Origin of the sequence: Filimonas zeae, from assembly GCF_014641615.1 — a bacterium.
Lineage (GTDB): Bacteria > Bacteroidota > Bacteroidia > Chitinophagales > Chitinophagaceae > Filimonas > Filimonas zeae.
On sequence record NZ_BMIB01000002.1, the window covers coordinates 1,399,181 to 1,418,894 of the forward strand.

Here is a 19,714-nt window from a genome sequence, read left to right on the forward strand (position 1 = left end):
TAGTATTTTTGTAATAATACGCCATATTATGCATTTTGCTGAACAGGCAGTATCAACGAAAAAGTATTAAGTACCCCTTCCGTTTTAGCCAACTCAATACGTCCGTTATGCAAATGCGCCAGGTTTTGCGCCAGTGATAAACCTATACCTGCCCCGCCCCGTTTCTTTGTTGCCTGTAACCTGAAAAAGGGTTCAAATATACGGTCTGCCATGTCTGCAGGAATGATGTAACCATCGTTACTAATGTTAACAACCCATAAACGCCCCTCTTCCACTACGCCTGCCAGGTTAACCCAAACACGGCTTTCTGCATATTTAATGGCGTTACTAAACAGGTTTGATATTATTTTATTGAAAGCATCTGCATCTACCCAGGCATACAAAGGCGCTTCAGGTAAAGAGAGGGTATATTGTAAGCCGCGGCTTGCAGCTAAAGGCTTGAAGCTTTCAAACATTTCCGGCAGCAGTGCTGAAATATGGGTATGTACAAAATTCAACCGTAATCCCCCTATCTCTGTTTGCCTGAAATCGAGCAACTGATTCGTCAGTTCTATCAGCCTGTTTGTATTGCGGTCCATTATTTTTAAACTACCGGCAACATCAGGTGTATCGCCCACGGTTTTCAGCACTGTTTCCAAAGGACCTTTAATAAGCGTAAGTGGTGTTTTAATTTCGTGGGCCACATTGGTAAAAAAATTCAGCTTATCCTCATACAGTGCCTTTGCTTTGGCAATTTCCAGCTGCTCCATTTTGCGCTTATTCGTGTTTTCTACTTTTTGTTTATATGCCTTTACCAGCAGCACCATTACACCAATGCCGGCTGCTATGTATAACAGGTAAGCTTTTGTACTCAGCCACCACGGTGGTAAAATTGTTATCTGTAACGTGCGTTCCTTACCTGTCCACTGGTTGCCGCCGGCAGAGGCTTTTACTTTAAACAGGTAGGTGCCGGCCGATACATTGGTAAAATACACCCTTCTGTTTTCTTTCAGATAAGTCCAGTCTTTTTCCAACCCTTCCATTCTATAAGCATATTCCGTTGCTTCGGGCGCGGTGTAATTAAGTGCAGCAAAATCAATACTGAAAGAAGACTGTTGATGTGCAAGCACAATCTCATTAGTCCAGGTAATGGACTTTTGCAAAACAGCATTTTCGCCGCCAATAAAAAGTTCTTTATTGTTTACCTGAATGCCGGTAAGGTACAGCGGAGGTTCAAAAGCAGTATTTTCCAGCATTTTCGGATCAAAACTTATCAGCCCCTTCAGGCTGCCAAAATACATTCTCCCCTTCTTATTTTTATAAGCAGAATGATAATTAAACTGATCGCATAGCAGGCCGTTGGCTTTCGTGTATACTTTAACGTACCCGCTGTTTAAGTGATAACTAAACAAACCGCGCGAAGTACTTACCCATAATTTACCGGCATCATCCTCCAGTATAGTCAACACAAAATCTGAAGGCAAACCATTGTTAACCGTATAACGGGTAAAGCCATTTTTATCACTATTCAACAAACAAAGGCCCCCGCCATCTGTGCCCACCCAAAGCTGTTGTTTACTATCACTGTAAATGCAGTTAATCTGCCCTTTGCCAATGCTTTCCGTATTATCAGCATGGTGCTGATACAATACCGTTTTTCCGGTGGCTGTATTAACAGCCTTCATACCATGCATTATAGTTCCGGCCCACAAAGTACCACCGGCATCTTTAAACAGGCAGGTGTACCATTCATCAGCCAGTTCTTTTATAACGGAAAATTGATGGGTAGTTCTGTTATAGGTATATACCCCGCGTGCAGTTGCCACGTAAATCTGACTATCGGCAGAACGATAGATATAATTTATAATGTCGCTTTTTAAAGAACCTGAATCTTTACCTACGGCATAGTGTTGTTTAACAGCCCCTGTTTTTATATCCATTACATCCAGCCCATGCACATAGGTGCCTACCCAAAGGTTATCGCCATCTACCAGCATGCCATGTACATTGTTGTAAGCAATACCCTGTTTACCGGCATTGGGCATAAAACCGGAAAAAACACCTGTTTCAGGGTCCAGCTTATTCAAACCCGCGTCTGCAGTACCCATCCATAAACATCCGTTTTTATCTTCGTGTATCTGCCTTATCACATTGCCGCTTAAAGAATTGGTGCACTGCTTTGGATAAAACTTGCTGAACACATCGTATTTAGCTGAATAGTAGTTCAGGCCACCATAATGCGTGCCCACCCATATACCCCCCTCCTTATCTGTGCAAAAGGTATTGATAGAATTGTCTGACAAGGTGTAAGGATCGTTCACGGCCTTTTTAATACGGCTAACAGCACCTGTGCTTCTGTTAAATGCAACAATGCCGGCAGATTCTGTACCTATCCAGTATTCGTGGTTATTTACGGTAACAAATACCTTGGCAAAAAGACTTGTTTTATCGTCGTTATAAGTAAGTATTTCAGTAAAGCGCAATTCTCTGGTAAAGAATATGCTGGCCCCATGCGTTGCGGTGCCTATTAATACATCTCCTTCGCTGGTTGCGTATAACCGGTCAATCCATTTGTTCTTATCCGCAACGGCGGCCCCCTTAAACAAATCGAAAGCGGTAAACGTATCGGTAGCCGGATTGTATTTTTGCAACAGCCCCCCTGAAGAAGCTACCCATAGCTGGTTACCAGCCATACAAAGGGCAGTTGCCTTAAAAAACCTGGAAGCAGGGTACGCCACTATAGCACCCGTTTGGGGATTGTATTTATGCAGTGTATAATCAGATATAAACCAGAGATAGCCCTGGTTATCTGTCTGCAGGCCCGATATTACGGCAAGAGCGTCTGTAGGCAGCAACCGGAAACGCTCTGTATGAGGATCGAAATTATATAACCCTTTCTCCGTTCCCACCCAAAGCCTGTCATCGCCATCCAGGCAGAGCGCTCTGATATGACTGTTTGCGGTTCCGGGTTTATCCCCCCCGTTATTCAGAAACACCTTAAAGGTATACCCATCAAACCTGTTTAACCCATCGGGCGTACCAAACCAAAGAAACCCTTTTGCATCCTGAATGCTGCACCATACCTGATTATTGCTGAGGCCGTTTTCAACCTGATACCGGCGAAAGTTAATATCCTGTGCTTTTGCGGTAACCAGCATTAGCATACCACAAACAGCCGAAAAAAGTACTGAAAGTTTAGTAACCACTTAATAAATATACTCAAATTTAAAAAAGGGGGATTCTAAAACCAGAACTACTGAACACCGGAGCTTATGTAACTTAGGTCACCTTCCGGCTGTTTCCGGTTACTTAGATTGCAGTTACCGAAAAACCAGAACCACTGTGAACAAGCAAGCGACAAACGATGCCCTTTTATGGGAACAGGTGCGCAATGGCAATGAGAAAGCTTTTGAAATCCTCTATTACAAATACCATCCCTTTCTGCTGCAAACTACCGCAGGCATTGTAAAAGACCCGGAAGCCGCAGCGGAACTGGTACAACAGCTGTTTGTTAAGCTGTGGACCAACCGCCATTCCATACACATTAGTAATAACCTGAAAGGGTACTTATGCAGGATGCGTCAAAACCTTCTTTACGATACGCTTAAGAAAAACGGTACAGCCAACCGCTACTATAACACGCAACTGGAGCAACCTAGAGTGCTATCTTATACACATGTAGAAGAGCGGCTGCATGCCCGCATACATTTGCAGAAAGTAAAGAAGCAATTGCTAAAATTAACACCCCGAAAACGCATTGTTTATCAGCTGGTGAGAATGGAAGGCTTTAGTTGTGAAGCTGTGGCAACACAGCTGGCTACAAAAGAAAGAACAGTTCGCAATCAGGCAGCGGAGGCAGCGATGGAAATTGCATCTTACATCAACAGAATGTAACGCCCCCTTTCAATGTTCAACCTACGTTTAATAAACTCAGATATTACGATTTTTTATAAAAAACTAAACATCTGTTAAAACGTGTTTTAACTATAATAAATAAAAAATCTTACACTACTTTGGCTCCCGGAAACACGTACCGATAGTTTGCTGCAGCAAACCTTTTTAAACATCCACTATCCTTTTGGGAAAACCTCCCGCTTTAGAATCCAAAAAAGTCCTATTTAAATCCGTTCACCCGGAGTACCGGCCAGGTAACCCTATGCCTGTACTTCAAATTAATTAACCTAAAACATAAAAGCTATGCTTAACAGCAACACGGGCTTTTTAATCCGGTTTTCTAACCTAACCAATCAGCTGTCTGAACTGTCACTTCAGGAGCAACCAGCTAAACAACTAACCACTTTTTCCAACACCTGCCATCAACTAATTAAAATTACGCTGGAAGAACAGCACCATCCGGAAATGGCAGACACCTTTAGCAAAAACCTGCCGGGCCTGGTGCAGCTGATTAACAAATGCTACCGGCTATCTCAGCAAAACACCCCCGACGCATTAGCCTACAGCCGGTTTACCGAAGCTTCGCTGGAAGTGTTTGAGCATTGCATTGATGGTACACAGCAACAGTATTTACCGCTGTACCTGAAAATGCCGGATGCCCTTGTAATAAAGGAAAGCGCCTGGTTTGACACCCAATGCCGCCAGCTGATGCAGCGCGGTATAAATGGGAAGATGGCCGGGCTTATTGAAATTGCCATACAGCCTTTGTACAACATTGCAACTGCCTCGCCCATGCGCCCGTTCAGCTTTCTGGAATTGCAGGAGGCCCGTAAACATTTATACAATCTGGAAACAGCTTCCACAGAAAAGGAATTATTGAGCGTATTGTACGGGGTAAATTATAACACCGATACCTTTATACACTGGCTGTTGCACTATCTGCAGGCAGAAACAGACCGTATGCCTTTTGCAAGTACCCGGAAGGAATACCTGGAAGCAATAGCACATGAAATGCAGATGGCGCGTTTTAACCCGGCACTTAAAAGGCCAGCCCAACCTTTTGACAGCCATAATGATTGTATATATGCCTGCATGCACCCGTTTTTCTTCAGACAATTGAATCAGCTGGAACACGCTCCCGCACAAAACATAACAGAAAAAATAAATATTGAAACAGACACCATGACTACTATAGCATGGTTACTAAGGCTGATACTGGAAGCACTGGGCTTACCCACCAGAAACATCAGCCAGTTAGTGAGTATTGCCAGTACTATATTCTGTTTTAAAAATGTACCGGCAACAGACCCTGCCAACTTTGGCCCATACTCACAGCCCAAACGGCTGAATGCAGATGTATTAAACCGGCTGGCCTATATACTGGAAACGGCTCTGCAAAAGGTACGCGAGCTACAGGACAAGCATAAACGAAAAGGCCCGGATACAGATAAAGACTAACCCACTTTACTATATGGCTGCTTTGGCAATACCGCATTGCAAAAGCAGCCACCCTACTATTTCTGCAAAACGGAAAGTCCGCGGACTTCAACACAAAATAAAAAATACGTAATCAACTGCCCGCCAACAATCTGCAACAACACCTTTTACCTTCCCATTCCACCCAAAGTTTTTTTCAACTTTTTTACTTCACTGGCACTGCGTTCCGGCGTGTCCGCTCAAAGTCTGCCCCGATATTGTTTTCATTGCTTTGCAATTTTACATCGTTGCTAAGGAACACTCCATAAGAACGGCCGTTCACTCCATCAGCACTGCGCGCTTTTTCACCGGTTATTGCGCAAGAAACAGCAGCAGTGCGGGGAGTTTGGAGAGAGATTACAACGCTCTTTGAATTGCTTACGGATTTTCTGTCAGTGCTTACGGATTTCCGGTTAGTGCTTACGGGTTTTCCGTCAGTGCTTACGGATTTTCCGTTAGTGCTTACGGATTTTCCGTTAGTGCTTACGGGTTTTTCGTTAGTGCTTACGGGTTTTTCGTTAGTGCTTACGGATTTTCCGTTAGTGCTTACGGATTTTCCGTCAGTGCTTACGGATTTTTCGTCAGTGCTTACGGATTTTTCGTTAGTGCTTACGGATTTTCCGTTAGTGCTTACAGATTTCCCGTCAGTTCTTACGGATTTTCCGGAAGCACAGTTTAAAGCCTTAGCAACACTTCATCAACATTATTATTGAACCGTATAAATCGCAAACATATGCGTAAAAAGTATAATTATTTTATTCCCCGTGGAGATAACGACCGGGCACAATGGTTTAACACACTGGGACAGAAAGGAAGCATCATTGGCCCCAACTACGGCCTTACTGCTGCTGAAGTTACAGAGTTGCAAGATTCCTGTACAACTATCTCAGATGCTTTAAGCAGAGCAGATATGAAGAAGAAAGAACAGAAAGAGGCTGTTTCGTATAAAGATGTAATTCAAAAAATGCTGTTACCTAAAATACTGAAACTGGCAGCCAAAATCAAGCTCCATCCTGATTATACAGAAAACGTAGGCAACGAATTAGGTATTGTAGGCAGTAGCATCATTACCAGCAATACAGAACGTCTTATGATACGCCCCAGCATTAAAGCAGTAGCCACACCAACCCATGTGGAAATTACATTTAGTAAGCAAAATCAAACCGGCGTAACCATCTACACCCGTTTGAAAGGACAGAACACCTGGGAGAAGCTGATCAATGCTACACAATCGCCTTATCGCGATGAGCGCCCGCTTACACAGGCAGGTGTACCGGAAATACGCGAATATGTTTCGATGTACTGGGATAACGGCGTAGAGCTGGGCCAATACAGCGACATAGCATTTATCCTCTTCGGCATCTAGCCCGTACTAACAATTAAACCGGCAGGCAGCCTGCCTGCCGGTTATACAATCACTTTAATTTATTGGTTATGGAATTAAAACTACTCCGTACCTACCATGAAGAAGGTACGAACGGGGAGCTGTTTGTAAACAACAAACTGTTCTGCTACACCATAGAGCTTCCATGGAAGGATAATCAACAACAAGTTTCCTGTATAATGGAAGGCACTTACAACCTGGTAAAAAGGCACAGCGTAAATCATAGCCACCATCTGTTACTGAAAGGCGTAGAAGGCCGTGAACTGATACTGATACACCCTGCCAATAATACTTTAAAAGAGCTGAGAGGGTGTATTTCTCCTGTAAAAGTGCTTACTGCTCCGGGATGTGGAGATAGCTCACGCGCTGTATTTGAGCCGCTGTTAAAAATGGTATATCAGTCGCTGAAAAAGCAGCAAACAGTTACAATAACCATTGCAAAAAAACCTTAATCATTCACTTTCATCTGCAACAGTATGAACAAGCTTTCCAGTATTAAACAACGCGTGCAGGCGCCTACACCTGTTTTCTTTAAAAAGTTAAGAACCATTGGTCTGATACTGGCCGCAGCAAGCGGCGCTTTACTGATAACCCCAGTGGCATTACCTGCCATTGTAACCCAGATAGCCACCTACCTGGGTGTAGCAGCCAGTGTGTTATCTGCCGTAAGCCAGACAACAGTAGAAGACAATGTAAAACACATAGAAGAAGTGTATGAATAATCCGCAGCTGGATATGCACTCCAAAGCAGGCGTTACCGGAGGCATGGCCTTTACCATGTTATCCGTAATTAACAGTGCAGATGTTTGGAAAACCGTTATACTGGCGGCCATAGGCGCTACCGTAAGTTTTCTGGTATCGCTGTTATTAAAATGGATAGCCAGACGGCGAAGCCGGTAAAATACCTGAAAGTGAGAAGCCGCTACCTGAACGGGGCGGCTTCTTTTTATTTTATTGCGTAAATCAATTACCAATAATGTTTATTCCATCCGTTTAAAAACAATACACTTGTATTGCCTGTTTCACATAAAGGCCGGCCTCAAGCCGTTGAAGAGTATCATTCTATGCATTTACATCCCTCAAAACCACCTTTCATCATTATCCCCCACTCACACTTCTTAAAATTTGCGTTATTAGCTGCAACAATTGCTTTCTCACCCCGAAAAAACAACTATGATGTATGTAAAACGGTTGCTGCTATCTGCCCATTTGTTACCAGCCATTATGTTATTCAGCAACGCACAACCTTTATACAGCCCGGAACAACTAAAAGCCGATATAGATACCATGGTGCGCTACCTGGAAGATACGCACATTAACCCTTATTACCGGTACGGGAAAGCTTTATTCTATAAAGATGTGGAACAGGTAAAAGAGCAATTGCGCCAACCGCTTGATGTTACCAGCTTTTACCTGCGGGTGCAGCCACTGCTGGGCAAACTGGAAGATGGGCATACAGACATAAAACCGCCACTGGCGCTTTACAACCAGCAAAACCCATACGAATTACCTTATGCAGTAAAGCTGTCTGCCACGCCGCCTTATATAACCTTTACCAAAGCTTACTTAACAGCGCCTTTACCCTTGCCGGCAGCAACAGAAATCATCAGCATCAACGGCATACCTGCACAAAAAATTACAGAAGATATTATCAACCTTAACACCGGTGAAACCAGAGCTTTCCGGGCAGATTTTGGGGCTGGTTATTTTAACTATTACCTGCATACACTTTATAAAACCGGAAAAACCTACACAATCCACTACAGGTTAAATGGCCGCAAAGTAAAAGCCGTTGTAAAAGGCATTCGCCGGAATGTGCTGCTGAATAAAATAAATGTACAGGAAACCGCTACCAGCCAGCAACACAAAGCCCAATCAGATTATCACCTGAGTATACTACCCAATAATAGTACAGCCATACTAGACCTACCTACATTTGACAACCTGCAACATTTTGATACTTTTCTGGACTCTGCCTTTACGGTAATGGCTGCTGAAAACATACAAAACCTGATTATTGACCTGCGGAAAAACAGTGGTGGAGATTCTGATATAGGAGATGCTATTCTGCAATACCTGGCCCGTACTCCTTTCAGGCAATATGATAAAGTGGTAGAAAAACACAGTTCCCTGTTAATACAAAGATTGCTGAAACAAAAAGCAGGAAAGAATCTGTCGAAATGGGACAGCGCATTTATAAACAAACCCGTGCATGTAGTATCAACTGAAACCTACGATGATATTACCCTTACAACAATACCCAACCGTTTTACAGGCAAACTGTATGTGTTAACCAGTACCTATACCTTTTCATCAGCTGCCGATTTTGCACAGGCTGTTAAACACTACAAACTGGGAAAGATAATAGGCGAAGAAACCGGAGGCTGGATTATCAGTTATGGAGATATTGTTTCCAGCAAGCTACCCAACACCGGCCTTACCTTTACCATATCCAGCAAGCTGTATTATAATATGGGTGCAGGTGTAAAAGACTGGCATGGCGTTATTCCGGATATAGCCCAGCCTGCAGATGAGGCTATGCAGTACACCCTCTCCCTTATTCAAAAAGCACATCCCTAAAACAGCAGAAGCTGTTTCAAACGAAACAGCTTCTGTTTAACATAGCGGCACTTAACATTACTAGTGCCTTCCGTTACCCCCACCACGGTTACCTTTTTTACCACCGTTACCATTACCCTTATTCCCTTTTCCTTTATTCTCATTCGGATGGGCTTTTACCCATTGTGCGTGCTGAGGATGTTTTTTATTCTGAAAATACTTTTCTTCTTTACTGTCGCGGATGGCTATCTGATCGCGTTTGCCTCTGTAATTGTAATATTCTTTCTGATACTTTGCATGGTTGAGGTAAGGCCTGTCCACGTTATTAATAACTACTTTATGCACGGTATACAGGTCTATATTTCTATAGCTGGCAGGTAAAGTACGTACGCGGCTCCAGTTATTGCCGTTTCTATAAATGTATACCCGCTCTGGAACATAATAATACACTTCTGCATCGGGAATATAGTAATAGTCAACATGATCATATCCTACGGGGCCCCACACAGGTTGTGTTCCAATATTAATACTCACGTTTACCTGCGCTTTGGCAGATACTGTAAATACAGTAGCAGCCATTAAAAGGATTATCAGCTTTTTCATAAAAATGACTTTGATACGTATAGAACAAAACCAATGCCCGATACTGCTAAAAACAGCCTGAAAACGATGTAAGGGAAAAATTCATCGACATACCTGAACTATGTTACAACATACAGGGGATTGACAACCTGGCACCCACCCCCTTCCACCCGTATAATTTACACCAGGCAGCCTGTGTTAAGTACAAGTACGGTTATCTGCACAGGCTACAGCTGTACCACTAACTTGCAGCTACTAACACCATTAAATAAATTCTATATGTACAGAACACAATTTGCATCCTTTCATACGTACCAGCACCTGCGTCCGGAACAAGTGGCAGATCCTTATCAAACCGCCCGCTCCTGGTTTACCCAATGGCTATACATTGATATAAAATACAATCTGCAATGGTGGTTTGAAACATCGTTAGGTAAGGAAATATGGCCGCAGGGAGATGCCAGTTACCTGCTGGAGTTTTATGATACGTTTATTATGGCTATAGAAGGTGCACACCTGATGAATGAACTGTTTAACCTGGACAGAGCAGCCGTACTGAAAACAAAAAAGTCAGAGACAGAAATATTTCAATCGCCACACCTTTTCTGCGAAAACGGAAGCCAGCACGATCCGTTCACGTATTTCCCGCGCAGCCTTACGCTGGAGGAGTTTCATAACCCGTACACCGTGTTTACACACTTTTTTACCCTGCACGATTTAAAAGCGTGGAAAATGCTGCTATACATACTAATGAATATGTCGTTAACAGAAGAGTTGCCCACACATTCCATAGACAACTATAACCTGCAGGTATGCCGCCTGCAACTGGATAAGCTGGCAGATGCCATGCACCTGATTTATGTACGGGAGTACCCCCGGCCGGCCGAAGCACTGGCGCGAACGGCCGGGATACGAAAACCGGGTATGACCCAATATAAACCCAAAGCAGCTGACTAATCAGCCGTAGGTTCATTTAACCGGGGGCGTAATCTTACTTTAGATTTATTAAATACGTTCTGCCCGTTATCTATACCTTTTCTTAATTCCTTCTGTCTTTCCAGTGGTAAATGAATGGTGTCTTTACATTCCGTACTACAGCAACCGTCGTGTTGTGCAGCACATTCATCGCACTGAATAAACAGCAGGTGGCAACCGTTGTTTTTACAGTTGGTATGCGTATCGCAGGGCTTGCCACATTGGTGGCATTTAGCAATTACATCCTCTGTAATACGCTCGCCCAACCTGTCGTCGAACACAAAGTTTTTGCCTATAAAACGGCTGGCTAAATTGCCTTCTTTTACCTGTTTGGCGTAGTTGATAATACCGCCTTCCAGGTGAAATACATTTTTAAATCCTTTATGTAACATCCAGGCACTGGCCTTTTCGCAACGGATACCACCGGTGCAGTACATTACAATATTTTTATCTTCCTTGCCTTTCAGCATATCCACTGCCATAGGCAACTGGTCGCGAAAAGTATCGGAAGGTATTTCAATAGCATTTTCAAAATGGCCTACTTCATATTCGTAGTGGTTACGCATATCTACAAACACGGTATCGGGATCGCTGATAAGCTCGTTGGCCTGTTGGGCATTTACATACTTACCCTTGTTTTCCATATTAAACCCAGCATCTGTAATACCATCTGCCACAATTTTTTCGCGCACTTTTATTTTTAATACCCAGAAAGATTTACCATCATCATCTACCGCAATGTTTAAACGCAGATTGTTTAGCGGCTCAACGGCATACAGTGTTTGTTTAAACTGTTCCAACAATGAAGAAGGAACACTTACCTGCGCATTAATACCTTCGTTGGCTACGTAAATGCGGCCAAAAACCTGTAACTGAACCAGAGATTTGTACAAACTATCCCTGAACTCCCGGGGATTAACAATAGGAAAATAACTGTAAAAGCTAATAGTAGTGCGCGGTTCTGTTTCTTCATACAAACGGCGCTTCAGTTCCTCCTGGGAAACACGATTGTGTAGTACTGCCATATTTTAAAATTTCAGACATCGGGCCTGAACCCAATATTCCATGATAATGTATGGACCCACTTGCAGGGTGGGCAAAATTTGCGCGGCAAAGATATTAATTTCACCGACGATAGCAAAGCACATACCGGGCACCCTTAAAATAAGCATAAAAAAACCTTAAGAACCTTGGCAGAGGGGCTATTAGAAGTACATTCGCATAACCTTCATAAACACATTTTTCCTGTTGAAAAACTTAACAGCATATCAGCTTAATGGCGTTAGCAAACTACTCTCCTATAAGCATAGTCTCACACCCGATGAAAACGAACGGAAGTTGTCGTTTCATGCAGCACTGAAAATAATTCCAGGCAGTTTTTTAAAAAAACAGGTACAGGCATTCATTAATATCTTCTGCGAATACCAGCTGGCAGATACGGATTATGATGTTATACAAACGGATAACCGGAAATATGCTTCTACGGAGCAGCATATACAGCATATGCCCCTGGAAGTAGTGTTAAAGTTCCTTACGTTTATTATATGGACCGATCGTATAGTAGACGGATACTTCTTTGCCAAAATTCATGACAAAACCATGTACTGGCTGCTATCGCGTATAGAGGCGTTACAAACCGGCACCACTACCAAAGCATAATTGCTTATTATTACGGTTCACTCTTTCCTGTAACCAGGGGGATATTCAGTTTAATACCTGAGCGGTTAAAGCTTCTGCTGCGGAACGATTGTACAAAATCTATACGTACCAGCTTAAAGATATTTTCGATAGAGAAAAAGACATCTGCATAGTTGCTGCCCCCTTCCAGTACCAGACTGTTCCCTCCTACTACAAAAAACCAGTTGAGCTTGCGCAGCAGCGGTACTTTGTTACTCAGCCATCCGTTGAGGTGATACTCCACACTGGCTCCACCGTAAATAGAAGCGGTGGTACTAAACTGATAAAAAGAAGCCATCAATAGTGTACCCAGATAGTTGGAATTAAACAAACCATCGTTACCACTAAAATGCTGGTAATCGGGCAGCTGCACTTTGCTTTTGTTTAAAAAACCGCCGCCGAATAACTTATAGCTAAAGCGGCCTTTCATGGCCAGATCTAATGTTTGTGTGGCTGATAAATTCCATTTACCATAGTTAACATCACTGCTCAGCAGCTTATCAATACCCTGCGTATAACTCAGTTCAAAAGTGGGATAGTCTGACCCCGCGTTTACTTTTCTATCCGGCAGCTGAATATAACGCGAGCCTGGTTGCCAGCGCAACGTAAGCGTGGCAGATAAAGCATTATGCGCTGCCATAGGCGTATCTGTTAACTCTATGGGGTAGTTGGGTGTAAAATCTTTACCCTTTGGATGCCCGATAGAACCAAAAGCAGTATTTACCAGTGGGGTACGGTGCTGAAAAGCAACATTACCCTTTATGGCAAAGTCCTTCGCAGGATCGTAATCATACCCCAGCTCGGCAAACTGCGCCTGATACAGCTTCATAAAATTGCTCCGGTATAACAGGGTGTTAATAGTATTTACGCGGGGCGTTATGGGCTGGGCATTGTTAAACTGATATACCCGCTGCCCGCCGCTGAAACGAAAGGCGCTGAGGCTGCGGTAAAAACGGTATACCCCCGCAATATGGGCATTAAAATGATGATTGCTGAAGCCGTAACGCAGATTGGTTAACAGATGGAGGTAACGCCCGTTGTTCCAGTATTTACGGGTTTCGGGAGCAAAGTTTACCACTACCCCTTCTATGGTGTTATAGTTAACCATATCGTACACGCCCGGCACCTGTATATAGCGTTTTTTGCGGGCGCGGCTAAACGTTTCACCCGTAACAAGTACATTGTACAGGCTGGGCCGGTTGCGTATACGATCCATAGAGTCCAGATAGTAATTCTGTGCATCTCTGCCTCCCAGACTATCGGCCCGGCGATACTCAACCATGTTATCGGATTGTATAATCAACGCCCTTGCAGTATCAAAATAAGGCAGCGATTTTCTTTTGGCAGCCGTATCAAACGTAAGTATTACGTTATTGAAAATACCGGGCGGAAACGTGGGCTGCAGATGGTAACGGAATAAATGCGTAAAACTGCCATGCGTATCAAACCCCAGCAGCTCTACCGTAGGCTTCAGCTTTAGCCGGGCGGGTACCCAGGTGCCTTCCTGCTCTTTATACTCCTGCTCAATATTCAGCGTATCCAGTATCTGCATCTGCTGTTTTTTTACCAGCTGCAGGTGTGCGCGGTAAATACGCCAGCTACCCTCCAGCAAATCTATATAACCGCTAAAAACCGGTTCGTACTGTTTGCGGGGCTGCACATGAATGCGGTATAGCCGGTACCCCTTTTCGGTAAAAACACTATCCAGCCGGTAATGGTAATAACCGGGTGCCTCTGCTGCCAGGGGCGATAAAAAGCCACGCAGGTTAAGATTATCGCCCACCTTTACTACGGGCTGATAAAAGGAAAACAATTGCGGATAGCTGAACCCATACGCACTACCCTCGCCATTAACTGTGGAAGAAAGTACCTGTACCTTAGATTTACCAGGGCCATCGTAATACCTTACGGCCTCTGTTTCGGCAGAATAAAACTGCATGGTATCGCCCGGAAAATAAACCGGCCTGCCAAGAAAATGGGTGGGATAGTCTCTTAAACGGATATTCCCGTTAATATAAATATCGCATTGATAGCGGGAAAGCTCTTTTTCGTAGATAGCGCGCCGCTGTATAGCTTTTTGAATAATGGCCAGGGCACTGTCTGCCTGTAGTTGGGCAGCCACCGGGTATTGAAGCAGCAAAAACAGCCATAACAGGCGGGTAGGTTTCATATTGGCAGGTACATCAAACTACCTGCCAATATAAATGCCTGTTTACTTCCTGGTAAGGTTAGCAGAAAAGCTGCCGGTAATAGCAGCACAGCCCGCCACCAAACCACCCATAAAACCGGTTACCAGTATAATAGGCATGGAAGAGCTACCCATATGCAGAATATCTGCCACTTTGGGTGCAAGAATATGTTTATTCAAAGAATCGATAATAAAAGCATGGGTACCCCACAGCAGAAAAATACCTGTAAAACCGGCCAGAAAAGCCAGTAAAGGCTTTTGTGAAACGGCTATAGCCACTATTAATGAAGTAACGGCAACAGACCACCATGGCATAAACAATACAATGGTAAAACCCAGTAAAGCTGTTAATACAGCAGCTACAACAAACTTCATGAATACGTTTTTTTAAGATTTTTTCTCAAATGTAAGTTTACCGGTTAATCCCTTATGTTTAGCCATATCCAGTCTGGATGCAATTTCAATTTTATAGTATCTGCCCGCAGCCCACGAATCAATAAACATATCGTAGTACTTACTGCCCGGGTTACCGTTCTGCCCGCCGGGGTAAACACCGTAAGCGTTTATTTCATCTGTAAGCTCTACAATCATACGCCAGCTGGGACCATGGAAACCTTTGTTGGCGTTGATAATATTCTCACCACCACCACTCTTAATATGCAAGCGGCTGAAAGCTGCCTGTTTTAACAGGTGCCTTACACCACCATCTTTATAAGCGCCCCATTCCAGCCGGTCGTCCTGCTCCTGCTTTCTCATGGCAGGAATAGCCATACGGTAAGCCTTCAGTACTATTTGCTGAATGGTTTCTTTTTCCGGTGTATAAATATCATCTATAAACTGGTAGTTGGGGTCGCGGGCCAGTGCCTCTATCAGCGTAGCTTTCTCAGGCATAGGTAATGGTTTACCGGATTGCGACAACTCATCACGGAAAATACAAACCGTTAAACTATCCCACCATAACTGCAGTACAGTAGGCGCTTTCTCCTGGGCATCGCTGCGCAGGTTCCAGTTTTTAAACAGGTCTACATATTTTCTTTCATCGGCATTCAACATACTCTCGTCCAGGTATTTCAGTAATACCGGACGGGCAATTTCTGCAAACGTATTATAGTTGTCTGTCTGCATTTTTTGCATATCTACCACGGTAGCATTTTCCATACCCGCCAGGTAGCGGTCTATGGTTAACCCGCGGAACAATTCAAACGTACCACCCTGGTAATACGGATACGTAGTATCGTAAGGGTATTGGTTGGCACTGCTTACATAACCTCTTCCGGGGTTATACATGGTAAGGTTTTCTTCAATAGCCACATCGCCCTGCCAGCCAAAAGAGCTGTCGGTACCAGGCATTACAAAATCACCCTGTCTTCTCCATTTAGCCGGGAACATACCCTGCTGGCGGATGGCAATATCACCACTTTTGGCAGCGAAAATCATATTCTGGCCCGGACACTTGAAGTAAGACAACGCATCCAGATAGTCAATATATCCTTTGGCACGATCCAGCAGACTAAATGTTTTCAGCTCATTACTTGGCTCATGCGCCATCCATTTACAGGCATATGCTTTACCGCTGTTTAACGGATCAGGATAACTGGCATCGTACATTACCGGCCCCCAGATGGTCATAGCAATATGCTCCACACGCTGGCCGCCGCCTTTTATTTTAATAACCTCATCGCGGAAAGAGGTGCTGCGCCAGGTATTGTTATACCAGTATTCGCGCATGGTAGAATCTTTAAACTGAATTTCGTAGTAGTCTTTTACATCGCGCTCCGCATTGGTAAAACCAAAAGCACAGCTATCGTTAAAACCAATTACGATATAAGGAGCACCCGGAAAAGAAACACCGTAGGCATTATATGCCGGGGTGGAAATCTGCATTTCGTACCAGATAGCAGGCAGGTTAAGGCCCAGGTGAGGGTCGTTACACAAAATAGGTCTGCCGCTTTGTGTTCTGTTACCCGCCAGCGCCCAGTTGTTACTGCCGTTATCTTTATCCGGCTTAGGTACCGCTGGTTTAACAGCGCCTGCTTTGGCTGGCTTTGCAGCCGGTTTAGTGGGCTTTGCAGCCGGGGTAGCAGCTATTTTAGTGCTATCCACAGCTGGCAATGTACTATCTGCCAATGCCATTGCAGTGGAATCTACCACAGGCCCGGGTTTAAAAGTAAAGTATAAAGAGTCTGCAATGGCAGGAACCGGCAAACGCTCGTCCGGCTCGTACATTACCGCATTTTTAGGAATAATGGGCTGCATCAGATCCTGCCCATACGGGTACAGTTTTTCATATTCCGTGCCGGTAAATACAGACCGTGCATTGGTTCTTTCAAAATCTTCCTCTCTGCCAGCCAGGTCGTAAGCCATATACTTTACAAACAAAGCCGTTTTCAGATTGGTCCAATGCTCTGGTTTATAATCCAGCAATTTATATTCAATAGGAATTTCGCTGGCATCCAGCTGATCTATATAATTGTTTACGCCAGCCGTGTAAGCGTCCAGCGCTTCTTTGGTGGTTTTATCGTTCTCCATTTCGGTAAGGGAACGCTCAGCTGCATACACCATTCCCAGGCGCCGAAAATGCTGATCTACCTTTACTATATCATTTTCTCCGGATTTGGGGCCCAGTATTTCACTTAAACGGCCGGAAGCATAATATGTCTGAAACTCCATCTGCCACAGGCGAAACTTGGCGTGCAGGTAACCCTGCGCAAAATAAGCGTCACTTTCGTTATCAGCGTATACGTGCGGCACCAACCTGTCATCCAGATACACCTCTACCTTACCTTTCAGTTTGTCTGATTTTAATTGAACAACATATAAGGTATTAGCCGATTCTGCATTCTGCCAGAACCCCGTTTGCGGGCAAAGAAAGCTGCCTAACCTTGGGGTTTTACTGCCTGCAACAGGCAATTGCATATTCAGCAGGATGATCAGCCCTATAGTAACGGCAGCACCCAGGATTGAGGGTATCACTCTCATGAGGAGCAGGTTGAGTGTTTTAAAAAGTCTGAAAAATACGTTTTCGGAGGCAATATAATTATGTTTTCCCTGTTTGCAAACATGTTAGCCCCATTTACCGCTGTTGCCAGGCCCAACAAGCCGGTTTTAATATGATTGATTTTCAATGCGCCGTTACAGAATGGGAACATTTTTTAACGGCTATTTTGCCCAAAACTGCCCCGCAAAGCCTCCCCCACCCCCGCTATACCCCGCTTCTGCCCCCGTTTTCGCAAAATTGCATGCAGGCAGCTTTTGCGGTATTCCACGGCCTGCAAAAGAATTTGCCGCCGGCTTAATTTTTTCTCCCCTTAACCAAGGGAAGCAGCTGCAAAACACCAATCTCCCGCGCTTTCTGCTGTTTCTCTCCTTTAGCCTTTTTACTTTTGCTTTTTAACTTTCTGAACAACATGGACGCTGTAAAAAACATATTGGGCTTACAATTACCTACCGATCCGCGCTGGGTTAACCTGGCGGAAATAAGCCTGGAAGCTATACTAACCGATCATGCGTATTGCGAGCAAAAAGCTGCCATCAGCTGCATAAGTATGATACAACGCTACCCCCACCGGGTAGAGCTGGTGAACGAACTGGCACCTATTGTAACAGAAGAATGGGGCCACTTCAGGCTGGTGCTGCAGGAACTGCGGAAAAGAAACCTTACGCTGGGCAAACAAAGAAAAGATGAATACGTAAACCAGCTGATGGCACCCAAAACAAAAGGCGACTCGGAAGATAACCGCCTGCTGGATGAACTGCTGATTTTTGCGCTGATTGAAGCCCGCAGCTGCGAGCGATTTAAAAGGCTGAGCGAAGGCCTGGGAGATGAATACCTCCGCAATTTTTACCGCCGCTTTATGGAAAGTGAAGCCGGACACTACACCCTGTTTATTGAACTGGCGGAGCTGTATATAGATAAAGAAAAAGTACGCCAGCGCTGGGATTACTGGTTGAAATACGAGGCGGAGATAATGAAGGAGCTGGAAGTGCGGGGCGACCGCATTCACTAAACATTCTTATTACTGGCGGAAGAATTGCATTTCTTCTGCCAGATGGAGATAGGGATGCTGCTGCTGTAACCGCTCTGCTTTTTCCAGATGCTTTTGTAAAAAAGTCTGATGCTGTTTTGAAGTGGGGTGAAAAGGTTTGTGCTTGCGGGCTATAACAATGCTGCGAATTTCTTCCATCAGGGCCTGCGTATCTTTATCCAGGCAGCTGGCCGTAAAATGCTCCAGCACAAACTGCGTAGCAGGATAATTGGGGTGCACCATATCTATATCAAAAAAACGATAATCGCGCAGCACATCAATTACCAGTTCATACGCCGGGAAATAATACAACCTATCCAGCTTGTTTACCAGATGGTGTACCGCCTCTATTAAACGGGCCTTACTGCGGTTATTATCTACCACCCCATCGCGGATATGCCTTACCGGGCTGATGGTAAAAATTACTTTTACATGCGGATTGAAATGAAACAGCCGGTGCAGCGTACCATCCAGCGCTGTTACAATTTCTTCTATGGAACTCAGGTGTTTATTAAACCATTGTGCGGGGGCTTTGTGACAGTTTACCACATCTCTGCCCCCTTCCCGTAACTTATATACAAAGGAAGAACCCAGGGTAATAATCAGCCAGTCAGCCTTCTGCAAAAAAGCATGCGCCTGCTGTTGCGATTCATTAATAATACGCACGCCCTCTGCCGCATCTATATTAGAAAAACGGCTGTGGTGCATCCAGCTATGCCAGGCCTCATTCAGTTCAAACAAATCTGCCGTGGTATATTGCCGGTTTTCCATATACGATACCAGGCTGTTACAAACGCCCATAGGATCGAACAGGATGCCATTGGGATTTTGCAGTACGTTAAACTTCATCTCACCCAGGTAGTTACCTATATGCTCTGTAAAGCACGAACCTATGAGTAAAATATTATCGCGGTAAGTAACCGGCGTATCAAAAGGCTTTATTTGTATAGGAACCTGAAATTGCAAAACGGAGAA

General features: G+C 44.2%; 17 protein-coding genes. 10 read left to right on the plus strand and 7 right to left on the minus strand.

Annotated elements, in window-relative coordinates:
* Positions 1 to 26: 26 nt before the first annotated feature.
* Complete coding sequence (locus IEY13_RS12405; RefSeq protein WP_188952413.1) at positions 27 to 3,143, minus strand: ligand-binding sensor domain-containing protein; 3,117 nt, start codon at positions 3,141 to 3,143, stop codon at positions 27 to 29.
* 178 nt (positions 3,144 to 3,321) lie between these two features.
* On the opposite strand from IEY13_RS12405, the gene IEY13_RS12410 reads away from it, so the two are divergent.
* The 7 genes from IEY13_RS12410 (at position 3,322) to IEY13_RS12440 (ending at position 9,313) form a co-directional block, all read left to right on the plus strand.
* Positions 3,322 to 3,873, plus strand: coding sequence for an RNA polymerase sigma factor (locus IEY13_RS12410; protein ID WP_188952414.1), 552 nt, complete (start codon positions 3,322 to 3,324; stop codon positions 3,871 to 3,873).
* Positions 3,874 to 4,176: 303 nt separating this feature from the next.
* Positions 4,177 to 5,331, plus strand: coding sequence for a hypothetical protein (locus tag IEY13_RS12415; protein WP_188952415.1), 1,155 nt, complete (start codon positions 4,177 to 4,179; stop codon positions 5,329 to 5,331).
* A gap of 751 nt (positions 5,332 to 6,082) precedes the next feature.
* The gene (locus IEY13_RS12420; protein WP_188952416.1) at positions 6,083 to 6,715 is read left to right on the plus strand and encodes a hypothetical protein; all 633 of its coding nucleotides are present in this window, start codon (positions 6,083 to 6,085) and stop codon (positions 6,713 to 6,715) included.
* Positions 6,716 to 6,783: 68 nt separating this feature from the next.
* Entirely contained in the window at positions 6,784 to 7,185 is a 402-nt protein-coding gene (locus tag IEY13_RS12425) for a DUF5675 family protein (protein WP_188952417.1), read from the plus strand.
* 24 nt (positions 7,186 to 7,209) lie between these two features.
* The gene (locus tag IEY13_RS12430) at positions 7,210 to 7,455 is read left to right on the plus strand and encodes a hypothetical protein (protein WP_188952419.1); all 246 of its coding nucleotides are present in this window, start codon (positions 7,210 to 7,212) and stop codon (positions 7,453 to 7,455) included.
* Complete coding sequence (locus IEY13_RS12435; RefSeq protein WP_188952748.1) at positions 7,448 to 7,633, plus strand: hypothetical protein; 186 nt, start codon at positions 7,448 to 7,450, stop codon at positions 7,631 to 7,633. The genes IEY13_RS12430 and IEY13_RS12435 overlap by 8 nt, the downstream gene beginning before the upstream one ends.
* A 273-nt stretch (positions 7,634 to 7,906) precedes the next feature.
* On the plus strand, positions 7,907 to 9,313 hold the full coding sequence (locus IEY13_RS12440) for a S41 family peptidase (protein ID WP_188952421.1): 1,407 nt from the start codon (positions 7,907 to 7,909) through the stop codon (positions 9,311 to 9,313).
* 60 nt (positions 9,314 to 9,373) lie between these two features.
* Here IEY13_RS12440 and IEY13_RS12445 read toward each other — a convergent pair whose 3' ends face one another.
* A complete protein-coding gene (locus IEY13_RS12445) occupies positions 9,374 to 9,895 on the minus strand; it encodes a hypothetical protein (RefSeq protein ID WP_188952423.1) in 522 nt (173 codons plus the stop codon).
* Positions 9,896 to 10,153: 258 nt separating this feature from the next.
* Here IEY13_RS12445 and IEY13_RS12450 point away from each other — a divergent pair, with 258 nt between their 5' ends.
* Entirely contained in the window at positions 10,154 to 10,831 is a 678-nt protein-coding gene (locus tag IEY13_RS12450; protein ID WP_188952425.1) for a hypothetical protein, read from the plus strand.
* Here the strand turns inward: IEY13_RS12450 and trhO are convergent.
* Positions 10,828 to 11,874 carry an oxygen-dependent tRNA uridine(34) hydroxylase TrhO gene (gene trhO / locus IEY13_RS12455; RefSeq protein WP_188952427.1) on the minus strand — a complete coding sequence of 349 codons (1,047 nt, stop codon included), beginning with the start codon at positions 11,872 to 11,874 and terminating at the stop codon, positions 10,828 to 10,830. The two genes, IEY13_RS12450 and trhO, sit on opposite strands and share 4 nt — an antisense overlap.
* A 223-nt stretch (positions 11,875 to 12,097) precedes the next feature.
* Between trhO and IEY13_RS12460 the strand changes: the two genes are divergently transcribed.
* The gene (locus tag IEY13_RS12460) at positions 12,098 to 12,508 is read left to right on the plus strand and encodes a DUF6508 domain-containing protein (RefSeq protein WP_188952429.1); all 411 of its coding nucleotides are present in this window, start codon (positions 12,098 to 12,100) and stop codon (positions 12,506 to 12,508) included.
* Positions 12,509 to 12,518: 10 nt separating this feature from the next.
* Here the strand turns inward: IEY13_RS12460 and IEY13_RS12465 are convergent, their stop codons facing one another.
* Genes IEY13_RS12465 through IEY13_RS12475 form a run of 3 tightly spaced genes read right to left on the minus strand, consistent with a single transcriptional unit; the run spans position 12,519 to position 17,693 of the window.
* Positions 12,519 to 14,696, minus strand: a complete 2,178-nt coding sequence (locus tag IEY13_RS12465) for a DUF5686 family protein (protein WP_188952431.1) — start codon at positions 14,694 to 14,696, stop codon at positions 12,519 to 12,521.
* A 42-nt stretch (positions 14,697 to 14,738) separates the two neighbouring features.
* On the minus strand, positions 14,739 to 15,089 hold the full coding sequence (locus tag IEY13_RS12470) for a hypothetical protein (RefSeq protein ID WP_188952433.1): 351 nt from the start codon (positions 15,087 to 15,089) through the stop codon (positions 14,739 to 14,741).
* Positions 15,090 to 15,101: 12 nt separating this feature from the next.
* Positions 15,102 to 17,693, minus strand: coding sequence for a penicillin acylase family protein (locus IEY13_RS12475; protein WP_229687839.1), 2,592 nt, complete (start codon positions 17,691 to 17,693; stop codon positions 15,102 to 15,104).
* Positions 17,694 to 18,121: 428 nt separating this feature from the next.
* On the opposite strand from IEY13_RS12475, the gene IEY13_RS12480 reads away from it, so the two are divergent.
* Positions 18,122 to 18,721, plus strand: a complete 600-nt coding sequence (locus IEY13_RS12480; protein WP_188952435.1) for a MiaE family protein — start codon at positions 18,122 to 18,124, stop codon at positions 18,719 to 18,721.
* Between the two features lie 9 nt (positions 18,722 to 18,730).
* On the opposite strand, the gene IEY13_RS12485 is transcribed toward IEY13_RS12480, so the two are convergent.
* On the minus strand, positions 18,731 to 19,705 hold the full coding sequence (locus tag IEY13_RS12485; protein WP_188952437.1) for a GSCFA domain-containing protein: 975 nt from the start codon (positions 19,703 to 19,705) through the stop codon (positions 18,731 to 18,733).
* Between the last annotated feature and the right edge of the window lie 9 nt (positions 19,706 to 19,714).